At 44.1% G+C, this 16,286-nt stretch carries 17 protein-coding genes; 7 read left to right on the forward strand and 10 right to left on the reverse strand.

The features are described 5' to 3' along the window. Nucleotides 1-65: 65 nt before the first annotated feature. From MLD56_RS15330 to MLD56_RS15350, 5 genes are all read right to left on the reverse strand, one after another. Complete coding sequence (locus MLD56_RS15330) at nucleotides 66-1,550, reverse strand: alpha-N-arabinofuranosidase (RefSeq protein ID WP_029517225.1); 1,485 nt, start codon at nucleotides 1,548-1,550, stop codon at nucleotides 66-68. Nucleotides 1,551-1,870: 320 nt separating this feature from the next. Beyond that, the gene (locus MLD56_RS15335) at nucleotides 1,871-2,149 is read right to left on the reverse strand and encodes a DUF6171 family protein (RefSeq protein ID WP_029517224.1); all 279 of its coding nucleotides are present in this window, start codon (nucleotides 2,147-2,149) and stop codon (nucleotides 1,871-1,873) included. A 95-nt stretch (nucleotides 2,150-2,244) separates the two neighbouring features. Next, nucleotides 2,245-2,565 (reverse strand): hypothetical protein, encoded by a 321-nt coding sequence (locus tag MLD56_RS15340; RefSeq protein ID WP_013310862.1) that lies wholly within the window; start codon nucleotides 2,563-2,565, stop codon nucleotides 2,245-2,247. A 72-nt stretch (nucleotides 2,566-2,637) separates the two neighbouring features. Beyond that, nucleotides 2,638-3,582, reverse strand: coding sequence for a Gfo/Idh/MocA family protein (locus MLD56_RS15345; protein WP_029517223.1), 945 nt, complete (start codon nucleotides 3,580-3,582; stop codon nucleotides 2,638-2,640). Nucleotides 3,583-3,747: 165 nt separating this feature from the next. Continuing rightward, nucleotides 3,748-4,437, reverse strand: a complete 690-nt coding sequence (locus tag MLD56_RS15350) for a TerC family protein (RefSeq protein ID WP_029517222.1) — start codon at nucleotides 4,435-4,437, stop codon at nucleotides 3,748-3,750. 350 nt (nucleotides 4,438-4,787) lie between these two features. Here MLD56_RS15350 and MLD56_RS15355 point away from each other — a divergent pair, with 350 nt between their 5' ends. Together MLD56_RS15355 and msrA are read left to right on the forward strand one after the other, a co-directional pair. Next, nucleotides 4,788-5,405: a TVP38/TMEM64 family protein gene (locus MLD56_RS15355; RefSeq protein ID WP_029517221.1), complete on the forward strand. Its 618-nt coding sequence runs from the start codon at nucleotides 4,788-4,790 to the stop codon at nucleotides 5,403-5,405. Nucleotides 5,406-5,583: 178 nt separating this feature from the next. Then, a complete protein-coding gene (gene msrA, locus MLD56_RS15360; protein ID WP_029517220.1) occupies nucleotides 5,584-6,555 on the forward strand; it encodes a peptide-methionine (S)-S-oxide reductase MsrA in 972 nt (323 codons plus the stop codon). Nucleotides 6,556-6,663: 108 nt separating this feature from the next. Here the strand turns inward: msrA and MLD56_RS15365 are convergent, their stop codons facing one another. Further along, nucleotides 6,664-7,467, reverse strand: a complete 804-nt coding sequence (locus MLD56_RS15365) for a lipid II flippase Amj family protein (RefSeq protein WP_029517219.1) — start codon at nucleotides 7,465-7,467, stop codon at nucleotides 6,664-6,666. A 151-nt stretch (nucleotides 7,468-7,618) separates the two neighbouring features. Between MLD56_RS15365 and MLD56_RS15370 the strand changes: the two genes are divergently transcribed. Continuing rightward, nucleotides 7,619-7,810: a DUF2188 domain-containing protein gene (locus MLD56_RS15370; RefSeq protein ID WP_029517218.1), complete on the forward strand. Its 192-nt coding sequence runs from the start codon at nucleotides 7,619-7,621 to the stop codon at nucleotides 7,808-7,810. A gap of 113 nt (nucleotides 7,811-7,923) precedes the next feature. On the opposite strand, the gene MLD56_RS15375 is transcribed toward MLD56_RS15370, so the two are convergent. Beyond that, nucleotides 7,924-8,628, reverse strand: coding sequence for a YitT family protein (locus MLD56_RS15375; protein WP_029517217.1), 705 nt, complete (start codon nucleotides 8,626-8,628; stop codon nucleotides 7,924-7,926). 460 nt (nucleotides 8,629-9,088) lie between these two features. Next, nucleotides 9,089-9,979, reverse strand: a complete 891-nt coding sequence (locus MLD56_RS15380) for a DMT family transporter (protein ID WP_029517216.1) — start codon at nucleotides 9,977-9,979, stop codon at nucleotides 9,089-9,091. Between the two features lie 301 nt (nucleotides 9,980-10,280). Between MLD56_RS15380 and MLD56_RS15385 the strand changes: the two genes are divergently transcribed. From MLD56_RS15385 to MLD56_RS15395, 3 genes are all read left to right on the forward strand, one after another. Continuing rightward, on the forward strand, nucleotides 10,281-10,682 hold the full coding sequence (locus MLD56_RS15385) for a YhjD family protein (RefSeq protein ID WP_049816977.1): 402 nt from the start codon (nucleotides 10,281-10,283) through the stop codon (nucleotides 10,680-10,682). Between the two features lie 228 nt (nucleotides 10,683-10,910). Beyond that, on the forward strand, nucleotides 10,911-11,366 hold the full coding sequence (locus MLD56_RS15390) for a spore germination protein (protein WP_029517215.1): 456 nt from the start codon (nucleotides 10,911-10,913) through the stop codon (nucleotides 11,364-11,366). 138 nt (nucleotides 11,367-11,504) lie between these two features. After that, complete coding sequence (locus MLD56_RS15395; RefSeq protein ID WP_029517214.1) at nucleotides 11,505-11,807, forward strand: Ger(x)C family spore germination C-terminal domain-containing protein; 303 nt, start codon at nucleotides 11,505-11,507, stop codon at nucleotides 11,805-11,807. 14 nt (nucleotides 11,808-11,821) lie between these two features. Here the strand turns inward: MLD56_RS15395 and MLD56_RS15400 are convergent, their stop codons facing one another. Beyond that, nucleotides 11,822-14,347 carry a transglycosylase domain-containing protein gene (locus MLD56_RS15400; RefSeq protein WP_029517213.1) on the reverse strand — a complete coding sequence of 842 codons (2,526 nt, stop codon included), beginning with the start codon at nucleotides 14,345-14,347 and terminating at the stop codon, nucleotides 11,822-11,824. A 216-nt stretch (nucleotides 14,348-14,563) separates the two neighbouring features. On the opposite strand from MLD56_RS15400, the gene MLD56_RS15405 reads away from it, so the two are divergent. Next, entirely contained in the window at nucleotides 14,564-15,832 is a 1,269-nt protein-coding gene (locus tag MLD56_RS15405; protein ID WP_029517212.1) for a DNA polymerase IV, read from the forward strand. Nucleotides 15,833-15,982: 150 nt separating this feature from the next. Here MLD56_RS15405 and MLD56_RS15410 read toward each other — a convergent pair whose 3' ends face one another. Continuing rightward, nucleotides 15,983-16,270, reverse strand: a complete 288-nt coding sequence (locus MLD56_RS15410) for a stage VI sporulation protein F (protein ID WP_013310877.1) — start codon at nucleotides 16,268-16,270, stop codon at nucleotides 15,983-15,985. Nucleotides 16,271-16,286 lie beyond the last annotated feature (16 nt).

Raw genomic sequence — 16,286 nt, forward strand, 5'->3', positions numbered from 1 at the left:
TGAACGCTCTCTTTGTTCATAACCAATAATAGTGGATGCTGCTTACATACCACGACCCAGCTTTTTTACGGAGCAATTGTCAGCATCACTACTGACATTGGTGGCAGTGTAACATCCAAATGCTGACCTTGAAGCTGATAGGATGTGAAAGCTTCCTTTTTCACACGCTCTGGCTGATCAAACGTATTATGTGCCTGCATATCGTCGTTGGCAAGGACAACACCACTGATCTTTTTAACCTCTTCCAGTCCTCTTAGCTCCAAATTCAAGTTTGCCGACTCGCCCGGATGGACGTTGCAAAAGCTGATATGAATATTACCATCCTGCGCCTTGGAGGCGGACACGCTTATTTGCGGGATGGAATCCCCGTCATATTCATAATCGCCTACCTTTACATGAACAGCCAGTGCTTGCGCATCCTGATGCACCTTAAACATTTCAAATATATGGTATGTCGGCGTCAACAGCATAGCAGGACCTTCGGTCAGAACCATTGCTTGTAAAACATTGACCATTTGAGCAATATTCGTCATCTGTACTCGGTCATGGTGATTATGGAAAATGTGTAGATGCAGCCCAGCTACCAGCGCATCGCGCATCGTATTTTGTTGATACAGGAAGCCCGGATTGGTCCCTGGCTCAGTCAGGAACCAAGTTCCCCATTCATCGATGATCAGTCCGACCCTTTTGTCAGGATCATATTGGTCCATAATAGCAGAATGACGAGTAATCAATTCATCCATGTGCAGTGATTTTTTCATCGTCTCGAACCATTCCGCTTCATCAAAGCCGAGTGCTTGCCGTTTCCCTTCCCAGTTTCCCGGGATCGTATAGTTATGCAGGCTCAAACCGTCCATAAGATGCCCAGCTTCACGCATCAACACTTCGGTCCAACGATAATCGTCCACATTCGCCCCACCTGCAATCCGATAAATGCGGTTCTCGCCATAGTTACGGACATATGTCTGATAGCGGCGATACAGATCGGCATAATATTCTGGGCGCATGTTACCGCCACAACCCCAGTTTTCGTTACCCACTCCAAAATATTTGAGCTTCCATGGTTTCTCACGACCGTTTTCCTGACGCCATGCAGCCATTGGGGACTCTCCATCGAAGGTCATGTACTCTACCCATTCCGACATTTCCTGAACTGTACCACTGCCGACATTTCCACAAATATAAGGCTCTGCATCTAACAGCTCGCACAATTGAAAAAACTCATGTGTGCCAAAATGATTATTTTCAACCACACCGCCCCAATGCGTATTTACCATTCTCTTACGATTTCCTTTGGGTCCGATACCATCTTTCCAATGATATTCATCGGCAAAACAGCCTCCCGGCCAGCGCAGCACAGGAATATTCAGCTTTTTCAGCGCTTCCACCACATCATTACGAATTCCGTTTGTGTTCGGAATCGGTGAGTCCTCTCCAACCCATATGCCTTCATAAATGCAACGTCCAAGATGCTCAGCAAATTGTCCATAAATGTTTTTATTAATAATGCCTTGTTTCCAATCGGTATTAACAACAATAGAACCCTTCACAACAAACCCTCCCCAAAAATATTAAGATTGTTGGAACACCCGCATAAATGTTTACGCTTTCATTTTGGTGTAAATATCACTCATTCCACCGAGCTTCTTTCGATTTTAATTTTTACGCATCATCACATCTAGCAAACATTAATATATTTATTAATAATTAAATAAAAATATTTCACGTGTTTAATATATTTTATTGTCTACTTTTTGTCAATCGTTAAGAAAAGGTCCAATCAAACCAAAAAGCCTGCCATTAAGGCAGACCAAGGTATGACTACTTTAACCCGTAATCCAGGTTCAGCCGAGCCTGAGCATTGTATCTTTTAGGCTGTTCCTATCCACCGTGAACCATGGTAACTGGGACAATTTTGAGCTGCCGCCAAAGCACGTACACGAACAATACTTCCGCTGATACCACACGTATGTCCGGACATTAACTCTTCACATTGTGAGCAGGCCAACAGTCTGGCTTCGTACACTTCATCGTTTACACATTCCATTTTGGGTCTCATGTTGGTTAGAATTCTGGTAATTTGCTCTTCCGATATCGAGATATCTCTTTCACAACCTTTGCAGGTGCTTGGCACAGGTATATCTTCCATCGTCAGCTTACCTCCCCATCAACAATGTCTTAAGTAAATATAGTGAGTCCATGATGCCATAAATGATAACAGTATATCCTTTATTCTGGCTAGCCCTATTTCCGTTCCGACGGAAGGCTGGCAGCCGCCTCGGATACGACCATCGCCAAGTCCTCATTTCCGAACATGGATAGTACCCCTAATACTGTATCCAGCGGAATATCACCCGCTTCTTCACGCGATACAGTCAATTTGCGTACTCGTAGCAGACGCTCGTTGCTATCCTGATGCGGATACGCTACACGATATAATTCCTCTGGCTCCAACCCGTGATTGATACACCATTGCGCAAATACAAGAATCATCATATCTTCTTCTTGCTTATAATTTTCGATGATGGCTTCTTCTAGCTGTTTACCACGATTATCTTCTTCCATTCATTCATTTCTCCTTCAACCTAATTCTTGATGTCTGTCTGGACTGTTAAGATCATGTTCGGACGTTCCATATTAATCACTCAAACGGTTGATCAGTTCGTCAGCCAGCATATGGCTTTCCAATACTTTTCCAGCTCGTACAGCACACTCCTCCGGACGATGAATATGCTCCAGAAAATGATTCACGACTCCTGTGAATCCTCGTCTTTCCAAAATCGTATCCCAGCTTCCAAAAGCTTGCGTTAATGGTGAATGATTTTTTTGCATAAAAACAGCCTGTTCCATATTTGTTACTTCAACAGACCGTCCTGCCCCGTGAAGCTCCAGTTTTTCTATGTCAGCTCCTGCCTGTCTACTCATACTGTAGCTTCCGGTGGCATTTCCCAAACGTACAGTCCCGAACGCAGCATCCATATATCCTTCACTCGTCGTATTCAGACTACTATGCAGCAGTTCATAATCATCGCCACCCAGCCACAAAAGCAAGTCAAGCATATGAATTAAATCATCATAAACCGTCTGTGCCGCCGGTCTTCGATCATATCCAGTACGATGTTTAATAGCCGCACATTGACTGAATCCACCCGCTTCCTCTAACCAAGCCTTAGCAGCAACATAATGCGGGGCAAAACGCCGATTAAATCCCACCGCCAGCAGCACGGCCTGTGCTTCCGCAAAAGCGGTCATTTCCAGATTCTGACGAACATCATAGGACAACGGTTTATCCACATACACGGCAATCCCTTTTTCAATACACGCCATAACCAGATCAAAATGAGCTTCGGTCGCGGCATGTATAAATACAGCTTCCGGTTCCCATGCCAGCATCTCCTTCACATCTGTCGTTCCTCTAGGCAACCTATATTGCTCCATGACGGAACTTACCGGCTCCTGTGAACGGTTCATGACACCTACAATGTCTACACCTTGGTGTGCAGCCAGTAACGGCAAATATACTTTACGAGCAATACCACCCAGTCCCGCAATGGCTACCCTTGTCTTCGTTTGCTTGTCCATATCATTCCCACCTCTAATCACTCATTCATCTGTTGTCTAGTTTACATGGAAGTCTGCTGACAAGTAAAGAAAAGAGACTGCTCCGGGTCCAGTTGGACAATAACGGAACAGCCTCTATGGCATGAACATTCAGCTTCAGCTAAGTTTACCTCAATGTAAGTTAGCTTAGGCGTGCTGCACTTGCTTTCTTGTTTTTTCACTTTTGATTTTTTTAACACGCATCCCAATGGCTACAACCAGAACCACAACCAGAACCTCAAAGCCGTATTTAACGACCCCGTTCATAAACCAGTGTGCAATCAACGGTTCCGCCACCACCATTTTGGCAGCAGTATAAGCAAGTACAGCAGCCCCAATCGTAATAACTACTGGGTAACGTTCTGTCAGCTTCAAGATAATCGTACTTCCCCACACCATGATTGGAACAGAGATTGCAAGACCCAATATAACGAGTAGCATATTTCCATGAGCTGCGCCCGCTACAGCAAGTACATTGTCGAGCCCCATCATCGTATCCGCGATAATAATGGTGCGGATCGCTGCCCACATTTGATTCGTGGCTGAAATTTCATGCTTCTTCTCTTCGACCAGTAGCTTATAGGCGATATAGATAAGTGCGAGTCCCCCAATCAAACGCAATCCATAAATTTGCAATAAATACGTGACCAGCACCGTAGCAATCACACGAATGATGACCGCTCCGACCGTCCCCCAAATAATGACCTTCTTTTGATTGGCCTTATCAACATTGCGAGCCGCCAAACCGATTACGATTGCATTGTCACCAGCTAGCACCAGATCAATGATAATGATGGATACTAATGCGGTTAAAAACTCAATTGACAACAAATCCATACGTTTCTCCCACCTTTTTTATTTATTTGTTATACTGTACATAGTTCAGCGCTTTATACTAAAAAAGCGCCATTTCACGGAATCCGGAAACGGCGCTGACCCAAATTTGGCATCAAAAAAAGACCATTTACCCGGATTCCTAAAATCCTGGCAAAGGTCTCGCTTACAACATTACGTTGCCAATAAAGCCGGGGATTAAAAATCCCGTAATGACGACTTTACTCGTTGAGCTACTCCCCTTTGGGAACTATTCTATTAGTGGCAGTATAGCACACATTATTAGGAATGTGAACCCTATTTTTTTCTGTATAAGCGATAAGCCGTACAGGGATATTGAAAGAGGTATGTAAATGAAAAAATGGCTACTTGCCGCTGCTTATGTTTCGCTGCTTTGCATCGCGTTTATCTACAGATATGATTGGCTCGCCTGGGCGGACAAGCAAACCTCCTTTCCAGTTCTGCTACTGCTCGCATTTTTATTCGCGTTAATACCGTTTGTGCCTTACAAGCTGATTATCGCTTCTATTGCTTATGCCGCAGGTCCTTGGCAAGGTGCTCTGATTTGCTGGCTAGGCACTACCATGGCTGCACTGGTCGTTTTCATTGCAGTACGTACCCTGTTTCGTGACAAAGGACGAGCCTATTTGAAGCGGGTTCCTGCATTGGAGCGCTTCAATCGGGTCATGGAAAGGGAGCCTTTTGCTGCTGTTCTGCTGGCTCGCCTGATTCCGGTCATCCCCCAGGCAGCGGTAAATGTATACGCTGGAGTAGCGGGGTTTCCGTTCTGGAGCTTTATCCTAGGTACAGCTATTGGCAAGCTTCCCGCAATTGCGGTGTATGCTTATGCTGGCGGCACCTTTGCAGAACACCCAATCACTGGTTTGCTCATTTTGGTGCTATATACTGCATTGGTGGGCGGCGGCTTTATACTCTACCGAAAAAGGCTTCAACGCATCAATAGAATTTAATGCGACAGTTTGCTACCGTTTCTGTAGGATGTTTCATGGCGATTTTGAGGACAGAGCCAGTTACACTGCCGTTTGGTTTCTGACGTTTCGTTGGATTTTGCAAAAATCTCGTATATAATTTAATTGTAAGCTATTTAAATAACAACTAATTAAACATTCTCAGATTGGAGTGACAAATATGAGCACCAACAATCCACACACGGTAGAAAAAGCAACTTTTGCAGGTGGCTGCTTCTGGTGCATGGTTTCCCCTTTTGAGGAATTACCCGGTATTTTGAAGGTTAGATCTGGATACACAGGGGGACATACCGAAAATCCTACCTATGAAGAGGTATGCTCTGAAACAACGGGGCATGTGGAAGCCGTACAGATTACATTTGATCCACAAGTTTTCCCGTATGAAAAACTGTTGGAGCTATTCTGGCAGCAGATTGATCCGACGGATGAAGGTGGACAGTTTCACGATAGAGGTTCATCTTACCAAACGGTTATTTTCTATCATAATGAAGAGCAGCGAATCAAGGCAGAAGCTTCTAAAGAAGCTTTGGCTCAAAGTGGCCGCTTCGACAAGCCCATTGCTACACCGATCCTGCCTGCGACCACTTTTTATGAAGCAGAAGAATATCATCAGGACTACCATAAGAAAAACCCCGCTCATTACAAACGCTACCGCAAAGGTTCGGGACGTGAGGATTTTATCGAACAAAATTGGTCTGGCAAGATTGATAAATCCGATCTTAAAGATCGGCTGACGCCTATTCAATACGAAGTAACTCAAAAGAACGCGACCGAGCGCCCTTTTCAAAATGAGTTTTGGGATCATGAGGGTGAAGGCATTTACGTAGATATCGTATCAGGAGAGCCCTTGTTCAGTTCATTGGACAAATATGATGCAGGTTGCGGTTGGCCCAGCTTTACCCGTCCGCTGCGCAGCTATAATGTCAAAGAAAAAACCGATCTCAGCCATTTTATGATCCGTACCGAGGTGCGAAGTCGCGAAGCTGACTCCCATTTAGGGCATGTATTCGATGATGGTCCTGGTCCAGATGGTCTGCGTTATTGCATCAATTCCGCCGCGCTCCGCTTCGTGCCTCAAGCAGACTTGGAACGTGAAGGATACGGAGCATATAAGTCATTATTTGAACAGTAAGTAACCATAAAATCATTGGAGCTGACCCGCGATCTATCTTTAATAGATGATCACGGGTCAGCCCTTTTTTGGGATATGGCAGCAGCACATCATTACGAAAGCTAGCAATTAACTCATTACCCATCCAAGCCAAATTGCTAGCGGTACTAGCAATAGCTGAGCTAATAAAGTACCTGCCAAACGCGACATGATCATCCAGCCGTACATACTGTTCATCCGAGTTAAGGGTAGCTCCCCTCGTAGCGTTTTCTCCGACAGTACCGCCAATCTTGGATCAATTAACAAGGTCAATAATACCGTTGCAACGCCATTGATTAGACCTGACGACATTGACATTGCTGTACCTTGAGCAGGCCACAGGAATGAAGCATATAAAGCAGATACTACTCCTGTTGTATAGATCGCAGTAACGGTTATATTCAGAATAATTAGACGTTTGGGTATCGCTCCGCTAATCAATGAAGTAAGCATAGACCAGGTGGGACGTTTTATGTAGTAGCCTGCATGTTTCCAGCGACTTCGCAGCATTAAATGACGCACCAAAGCCGGAATAGATCCGGTATGCTCCAAATGCACAATCCATCTGGCTGACATGCGTACCACTGTTGGATACAGTAATATAGCAAGTATGGTTCCAACGGTTGCTGCCAGCAGTACCCCATGCATATATAGTTCCAGTCTAATATCCGTTCCGCCCACTTGTGCTGCAGCTTTAGCCTGATCGACCATCCCTCCGAGTAAAGGCCCCTGCGCCATGTTAGAGGTGCGTGAAACCAACAGCAGCATTCCCGCAACGGTTAACGCTAATCCAATCCGACGCGCTCGCAAACCACCAAGCCGCAGAGCATAGGACAAGCTATCTGTAGTATGAATGATGATAGTCAGCAAAAAAACAAAACCCCAGGCAAGCAAATGCTTCACTCCTTTTTCTGGTATTCTGCACACCATTATACGCTTTTTCTCAAGATACATTTTACAATATATTCATTTCTTTGATTTCCGTTTGTTTAATCCTACAACGGGTAATACATAGTACATCATCTGCTATAAGGAGTGTGCAACTATGCCTTGGAACAAACATGATTACCCTCCATCCATGAAAAACCTGGAACCTCGTGTGCGAGAAAAAGCCGTTGATATTGCTAACGCTCTACTCCGTGACGGCTATGAAGAAGGTCGCTCGATTGCGATTGCCACTTCCCAAGCCGAGGAATGGAACGATAATCATCCAGCCGAGCAAGATGAGAAACAGTAGAAAAAATATAAAACGGACGCATTCAGTCTACTTTAAAACCTTCCTGATAGAAGCTGAATACAGCGAAAGGGTGTTACGTAAGAAGATTTCTCTCCTAACGTAACACCCTTTCCTTATTGACGAAGGCTGTGGACGACCGGCACTGTTTTGGCAACTACCTTTTTAGCGGGAATAGCCGCTGGCAGTACCTTTTTCACAGGTCGGTGCAGTTGGAACGTGGTCGTCCATGTAATTATTTTTCCGGCAAGCCACACAGCCAGTATTGTAAACATTGTTTCCTTCATAGGCAGATACAATAGTGATAATCCCAGTACGATGATGTCACTGACAATAAACACGTTGCCGATTTTCCACCCGCGCCACTCACTGATCAGCAGAGATAAGATATCATCGCCCCCGGTTGCTCCACCGAATCGCAGTACGATTCCGGCTCCCAAACCTGTAAGCACCCCACAAAGTAGAGCAGCTATCAGCAGATTTCCATGTAGATCTATAACCAGAGTCGAATACTTCTCAAATCCTGCATAAAACAGTGAAAAAGCGACGGCTCCGATTAACGCAAGCAGCATAAATCTTTTGCCCTTCAGTACCCATGCCAGCAATATGACGGGAATATCAAGCAGCAACATACTCCATGCTGGAGATATGCCAAACGCGTAATGTCCCAGCAGGGCCAAGCCTGCAAATCCGCCTTCTGACAAATGATTTTGGGCATTAATGTGATAGTACGTAAAAGCTAAAATGCATGTTCCGAGCAACATGACAGCAATCTGTCTCAATGCTCCATTGTTCACGATAGATTCGTAAGTTTTCCTCATACAGGCTCCCTCGGTTTCTCGTAAGTTTGATGTGGATGAACCCACTCTTACGGAAACTACCAGGTAAGATGTGCCTGGAGGACTTGGTCCTTCGCATGTACAATCCCCTCTTCCGCAGAGTTGGCTTTCGCAACTTGACGTTACTCCGCGGAAAAGCTAAGTATAAGACAGATCAAATCGTTTCCAAATCGTCCTTTGGGGAAGTATCCTTCGGGGACACATGGTATCCTGATCCTTTCTTTTGTGGAATAAAACTCCGACATTTCTGTGGTACATATAATTCTATAATTTATTATACCACACCTTGTCACCTGCTAAACAGCTTGCTTTTTTGCTGCACCATATTTTATTTTATGTGTGAGCATGCTTTATTGTATGTGTGAATTAACGCATTATACCGAAGGTTTGGCGAATGTACATTTAATATAACCCAAATCGTATTTTATTTTTGTTTAGATTATTATCCACTTAATTTGGCGGTTCTACGCTGATTGGCCATAAACACTCCTCCAAGTATAAGGACCAGCCCGGTTAGAACGTTCCAGCCGATATGTTCATTCAAGAGCAAAAAGCCCCATACAATGGCACTTACTGGTACAAAATACGTCACCGAAGAAGCAAATTCCGCACTCCCCCGCAAAATCATGTAGTTGAACAAAATATATGCTACTCCTGATCCCAAAACTCCCAGTCCTATAAGAGAACCCAATACACCTGAATCAGAAACAATCGACAAATCAGGTCTCTCCACCATTGCCATCATAATGCCACCCCCTACCGCCGCACCAAGCAGTGTCGCAAAGGTAGCCTGATACATGGAAAGATTGGAAAGAAAACGTTTGGAGAGCTGTGTTCCAAATCCGTAGCAAAGAGTCGCAAGCAGCATACACCCAAAACCCACAGGATCAACAGAAATAATAGATGCAGGATTAATACCCAATAAAATAATAATTCCTACAAAAGCGAGACCCATTCCTAACCACTGCATTCGATGAAAAATAGCTCCGAAAAAAACAAGCCCCACCAACATGGTCCATATGGGCGTGGTAGCATTCAATACAGAAGCCATGCTGCTAGCTATTCTGGTCTCGCTAAAACCGATCAATGTCCATGGCAAGACCATGTTGACCGAAGCTACCAGAGTAACCGATTTCCACGGAATGCTTTTGATTTTAAACGGCCTGCGCATAAGTATCATTAACAAGACAATAAAAATAAGCCCAAAGCTGGACCTGAGAAATACAATAGTCCACGGCCCTACCTGATGTAGCAACAACACCTTGATAAACATAAACGAACCGCCCCAAATGAGGCTCAACAGTAATAAAGCTGCATATAACGAACGTGACAATATGTATACCTTCTTTCTCCACTTTCTTTAGTTAAATAGTAAAGGCTGACCGCAGTCAGAACGATCTCCCCTTTTATGTAAGTTTTTATCCATTAGCTTAACATAAACTCTGTTTGACTGTCATTGGCGATAAACGTAAGATTCTTTACATAATGGCACATGGGTATCGCTCCCCATCACTTTTCCAATAATTGATGATTGCTTTAGCCATGGAAAAATTCCTATGATGAGGTATAAATAGAACATACGTTCTATATACTGATTATATATTGTATTCTTACTCGGAGTAAAGGAGATTTTTATGCCAAGCCAAAAGATACTGAACCACAAGAGCAAAGCTCCTTTACCTTCTGAAGAAGACACAGGGCTGGTCAAGATGTGTGTACTTTTAACTCTTGTTCTGGATGTGCTGGAACGAGACATTCGTATTATAAATACCTCTCCTCTAAAAATGCCCGATTTGTATGTTCGTAGCCTGACTGGAGTACAACAGCGCGTAGCTGTTCAATTAGCAGAGACAAAAGCGCGAATGAAAACACTAGGAATTAAAATTTACAGCGAAATCCGAAATCATGAAGGCGTAGAGGTTTTGTATGTATGCCGTGGCTATCAAAGGCGATTTTTCATGCTTTCATCCTTTGCTCGCAGCGAGGTCCGGCGGAAACTGGGACACTATCTAGGAATTGATCCGACGCAAGATTAAGCCTCCTTGTAATCTGGTGATTCAAGAATGGATAAGTCACCAGATCATGGATAAACTCAGTCCATTGGGCACACATTATGCCTATCTCATCCAAAAGGGGGTGCTTTCTTGGCTGGACATGACGCAGCTTCCGTTGAATTAAGCAGAAATGTTTGAGCAGTTATCCATCAATCTGAATCTGATTCGCAAACAAATTGTCACCCCGTCACTGGTTGTACGCTACTTTATGTGGGATCTAAAACCCGAACTAAAATCGTTATTGTCTATGTTCAAGACTTGGCTAATCCTGAGCTGGTGAAAGCAGTGAAAACGAGAATTAAAGCAATCTCCTCCGATATGGCGCTCCCTGCCGGTTTTATTCAAGAATTTAAGGAGGACAATTCTTATTCTCTTCCCTCAATAGCTCAGACGGAACGACCGGATGGTGTGACCGCCAATCTAATGGAGGGACGGATTGCGATTTTGGCTGATGGTAGCCCAACTACTCTAATAGCTCCCATCTCTTTTTCTGCATTTTACCAAAGCCCAGACGATTATCACGCTCGTTGGATTATTAGTTCATTTCTAAGAACGATTCGAATGACGAGCTTTTTAATCGCTTTTACGCTGCTTGCCATTTACATTGCGACGATTACTTTTCATCCAGCTATTTTGCCATTAGAGCTGGCGCATATCATCAAATAATAACTAGGAATTGGTTCTACGCCCAATAATTTTACTTATTTCCCCTTAATTGTGTTCCCTTTTTCTGCTGCTAATTCTATCCTATCTCTTCAAAAAAAAGGAGGGACCTGAAACATAAAAAAGAGCAGAGCGCTTGGAATGCTGGCTCTACTCATGTTTATAACAGGCTGCTGGGATCAGAACAATTTGAAGGATGCCCGATTGGCAAATGCATCGGCTTATGATCTCACTCCTGAAGGCGTGTTGTCGCAAACGCTAGAGACTGTAGATGATCCTCAAAGCAATCAGGAAAATGGATGTGATGCCTTTGGCGTAGACAGACAGTTGATCGCTCATCATCCAGTAGTATGGAAAAGTGTAGATTGGAATGAAGAATACCCCAATGTTCGTTTTCATCCGCAGGTCACTGTAGACATTGTTGGGAACGGCATTTTAAACTAAACCGTTCCTGTCGCTTAGTTTTTGGGTTGATCAGATATTATTTCTGGATAAGTAACTTCATCAGATTGGTTTTTTGGAGTCTCACTCTGGCTTTCCGATTCAGAAGGAGTCTCCTGTTCATTTTCAACAGAAGGTTGCGAAGTATCTGTTGATGGCACATCGTTGTTCTCATCAGGCATATCTACCTCTGTGTCTGCGTCAGGAATAGCAGGATCCGTTTCCTCTGGTGGAATTTTCTCTTGATCTATTGCAGGGACCTCAACCTCTGGGACTGCTTTTTCCTTGATATCTGGTTTGGATGGGACCACTGGTCTAGCAGAACGCGGAATCTGTTCTCTTCCAACCTCGGTAGGCACATATTTTTGATTAAACCAGTCAGTCACGAGTTGACCCGATTGACGGGAATAACGCCCTGGTAGCTTACCTGTAAGGCTAGAAACCGTAACTCTTACAACACCTTCCGGCTGTATAAAGTGCTTATTCTTAAAAAGCTCAGGCTGGTCCTTGACCGCCTCATTCATGATCAGTGCCCACACTGACTGTGCTCTGGAATGGCCTTCTTGAGATAGTGTATTAACCTGTTGGCGGTAACCAGCCCAGACGCCTAGTGTAACGTCAGGTGTATACCCCATAAACCACACATCACCAAAGTTTTGTGTCGTACCGGTTTTACCGGCGATATCAATGTCACCATAGCTTTTAAAAGCATTTTGCAGACGTTTGCCAGTTCCCCTCGGATCTGATATAACCGTTTTGAGCATATCCGTCATCAAAAATGCGGTTTGCTGCGAATATACACGTCTCGTCTGCGGTTTAAATTCATATACGATCTTCCCGTTGGCATCCGTAATTTTGCTGATCAGATGAGGTGCATTATATACACCCATATTGGGAATCGTTCCATATGCTGCGGTCAGTTCCTCGACGGATACCCCTTTACTTAGTCCACCCAAAACCCCTGTCTGTGCATGTTCATCCTGCGACTGAATGGTCGTAATTCCAAGAGAACGCACAAAATTCCAAGCGTTAGGAATTTTAACTTCATATAAGAACAGCCTCAGCGCAGGGATGTTGATTGACCGATTGAGTGCTTCACGGGCTGTCATAAGCCCCTCGTACCGTCTGTTATAATTTTTAGGAATATGATAACCTTTACGTCCGTCTTTCAATATGATTTGTGAATCATCAATAAGACCGGCTGGCTGAGTGTAGCCTTTTTCCAAAGCAGGTAAATAAGCAGCAATAGGCTTCATGGCAGAACCGGGCTGACGTGTCATTTGAGTTGCATAGTTCATTTGCTCGGTATTAAAATCTCTGCCCTCGATCATACCAAGTACAGCCCCTGTTTTATGATCAATCATGATTGCTGCAATCTGCTCTAATCCCTTCTTCTTACTGTATGGAGAAAAGTTTTGTGGATTGGCTGCAATCTGCCGCATATTATTATAAATTTTCTTATTTATCGTTGTATAAATTCGATATCCGGACCTTTGCAACTCTTCTCGCGTATTTTGAAGAAGCTCGGCATGCTCAGGCTTGGAAATTTCGGCTGGCGTGATATCCGGATTTTGCTGGAGCGCTAACAATTGGGCCGCTTCCCGCTCTGTCTCCAGCATCAAATAAGGGAATGTGTTATAACTTTTTTCGCGATGTGGCGCAAGAGTGGCTTTCACATCAAATTGAAGCGCCTCATTATATTCGGATAGCGTAAGTTTACCTGTTGCCAGCATTCTTCCCAACACGACACGCTGACGCTCCATCGCTTTATTGAAGCCTTCTTCATCAAAGTTCCCTTTACCATCAAAAGCGGAATAAACAGATGGCAGTTGCGGGAGACCTGCCAAATAAGCCGCCTGAGCAATATGAAGCTTATGTAGATCACTTACATTGAAAATTCCTAACGAAGCAGACTTGATTCCATATAAATTGTAACCAGCGGAACCATTACCAAAAGGCATTTTGTTTAAGTAAGCCGTTAATATTTTATCCTTGCCCATAAACCGTTCCATACGCAATGCTAGCAGCATTTCCTTCACCTTGCGGCTGTCCGTCTTATCCAGACTGAGAAAAACCCTTCGGGCTACCTGCTGCGTCAGTGTGCTGCCGCCTGTTTGGCGGTTTTCATTCAAAAGCTTCTGCTTAACGGCACGAGCTGTTCCCTTTAAATCCACACCACGGTGCTCATAAAATTGGCTGTCTTCCGTTGAAATGAGGGCGTCCACAATCGACTGAGGGACATCCTTCAGATCAACGAGCTGTCGATCCTCCTCCATGCGCATTCTTCCAACCGGAGTTACCTGATCATTAAAAAATACAAAGCTGGTCAGAGCGTTCTCATTTACCTTTTCATATATCAACTGACGTGATCGTACAGGTTCATCATGAACCAGTGCCGCTACATAGCCGGATATAAGACCTCCAGCAAATAGCAATCCAAGTACACCCGCAAACGAGAACCACTTGATATTAATTAGCAAAACTCTGCCAAAAATACGCCACCTACTGCGTTTTTGAGATGATGGTCGACGTTTTGGGTTCATAAAAATGGTTTTCTCCCCTCAATATTCATTCATTTCCACTTGTTTTTGCTCAAGATATTATGATACGCCATGTTAGGTTTTACGTAAACTCTAACGTTCCAAAAAATACATTTGTATTAGGAACACTTGTTCTGTATATAATACTACTATAAGAGTATACATTCAAGAATATTTTGGTAGGATGATCAACACCTATCAGGAGAGGAGGTCGAATTTTTGAAGGAACGCAGAAATAGAACCATATTCTTATCGGACTGCCAAAGTTTTTATACCAGCATCGAAAAAGCAGATGATCCCAAATACCAACATAAGCCACTCGTTGTGGCCGGTGACCCTGCACTTCGTTCAGGCATTATTTTAGCTGCATGTCCGCTGGCCAAAAAATACGGTATATCTACAGCAGAACGTCTGGGAGAAGCGGTGAAAAAATGTCCTGACCTTATCATTGTACGCCCGCGTATGCAGCATTATATCGATGTCTCATTAAAAATAACAGAAATCTATAATGAATATACGGATTTGGTTGAAGTTTTCAGCATTGATGAACAGTTTCTGGATATGAGCGGAAGTCTCTCTCTGTTCGGAGATCCGGTGAGTATTGCAAGTGAAATTCAGCAAAAGGTACTGGCACAAACAGGAGTATGGATTCGAATTGGCATCAGCTCCAACAAAATGCTGGCTAAAACCGCGACAGATATATGGGCTAAAAAAAATGACAGTGGCATTTTCTTGTTGCCTACATCCGATATTGCAGCGTTGCTGTGGCCTCAGCCAGTACGTCTTATGTTCGGCATTGGTTCGCGTATGGAACGGCATTTGGAGAAGCTTGGACTACACACCATTGGAGATATCGCACGTACCCCCTTACCCCGGCTACAGGACAGATTCCGGTCTCATTTCGGCAAGCAGTCCGATATTCAGGCAGAGGTGATATGGCGGACTGCTAACGGGATCGATCACAGCCCGGTCAAGCCGGAAACATTTAATACACCTCCCAAATCCATCGGTCATATGATGACTCTTCCCCGCGACTATCTCCAGCCTGCGGAAGTGGAAACCATCCTGCTTGAACTAACAGAAGAGGTGTGTCGGGACGCCCGCCGCAAAGGATATATGGGCTCAGTTGTGACTGTTCATTGTATATGCAGTCCCTACGAGGCACCAACTGGGTTCTCCCGACAAATGAAGATACCCGATCCTACAAACCATACCCAAAAAGTATATGAAACCGTTAAAAAAATCTTTTATACTTTTTGGAATCATATGCCCGTGAAGCGCGCAGGGGTTACTTTAAGCGGATTGGTGGATGATCAACTATATCAGTTGGATTTATTTGAGGATCAGGAGCGATCCCGTGCTTTGGAAAAGGTGACGGACACTTTAAAGGATCGGTATGGTCAGTCCATCATCATGCGAGCATCATCGTTAACAGATGCCGGGCAGGCCATGGAACGCTCTATCAAAATTGGCGGTCATTACAAATAAAAAGTCTCATGATAAGTGCACACTAGCTATTGCCCGGGGAATGAACTAAAACAAACCAAAAAGGATCGCCTGATATCAGGCAATCCTTTTTTTATCTGTGCTTCACAAAAAAACATGGAGAACGCTTTGAAGCACCTCTTCAAATAGCAATCAACGGAACATTCCCCACAGCTTGATTAGATGAAATGTATTGGACGGATCAATTTTTTGTGCCAATACGAAGGCGGTCAATTGCTCCTCCTGCGCAGCCGTCAAACGCTCGTTTAAAATAGCAGAAGTGGACTTCACAAGATGACGCACCTTAGCTTTATTTTGCAGGTCCGCTTTAGTCACACCTTCAATCTGCTGCTTAACCCGCTCCTTGAGCGCACGATTCTTCATTTTCAACTTAATCCGCTCCACCAGTTGCGGACTGATTCCATATTGCTGATAGCTCAATGTTGCCACACCTCCC

Origin of the sequence: Paenibacillus peoriae (assembly GCF_022531965.1) — a bacterium.
GTDB lineage: Bacteria > Bacillota > Bacilli > Paenibacillales > Paenibacillaceae > Paenibacillus > Paenibacillus polymyxa_D.

Coding starts and splice junctions, on each gene's coding strand:
- MLD56_RS15335 (WP_029517224.1), bottom strand. CDS start 2,149: ATGGAAGATATACCTGTGCCAAGCACCTGCAAAGGTTGTGAAAGAGAT.
- MLD56_RS15340 (WP_013310862.1), bottom strand. CDS start 2,565: ATGGAAGAAGATAATCGTGGTAAACAGCTAGAAGAAGCCATCATCGAA.
- MLD56_RS15345 (WP_029517223.1), bottom strand. CDS start 3,582: ATGGACAAGCAAACGAAGACAAGGGTAGCCATTGCGGGACTGGGTGGT.
- MLD56_RS15350 (WP_029517222.1), bottom strand. CDS start 4,437: ATGGATTTGTTGTCAATTGAGTTTTTAACCGCATTAGTATCCATCATT.
- MLD56_RS15355 (WP_029517221.1), top strand. CDS start 4,788: ATGAAAAAATGGCTACTTGCCGCTGCTTATGTTTCGCTGCTTTGCATC.
- msrA (WP_029517220.1), top strand. CDS start 5,584: ATGAGCACCAACAATCCACACACGGTAGAAAAAGCAACTTTTGCAGGT.
- MLD56_RS15370 (WP_029517218.1), top strand. CDS start 7,619: ATGCCTTGGAACAAACATGATTACCCTCCATCCATGAAAAACCTGGAA.
- MLD56_RS15375 (WP_029517217.1), bottom strand. CDS start 8,628: ATGAGGAAAACTTACGAATCTATCGTGAACAATGGAGCATTGAGACAG.
- MLD56_RS15385 (WP_049816977.1), top strand. CDS start 10,281: ATGCCAAGCCAAAAGATACTGAACCACAAGAGCAAAGCTCCTTTACCT.
- MLD56_RS15395 (WP_029517214.1), top strand. CDS start 11,505: ATGCTGGCTCTACTCATGTTTATAACAGGCTGCTGGGATCAGAACAAT.
- MLD56_RS15400 (WP_029517213.1), bottom strand. CDS start 14,347: ATGAACCCAAAACGTCGACCATCATCTCAAAAACGCAGTAGGTGGCGT.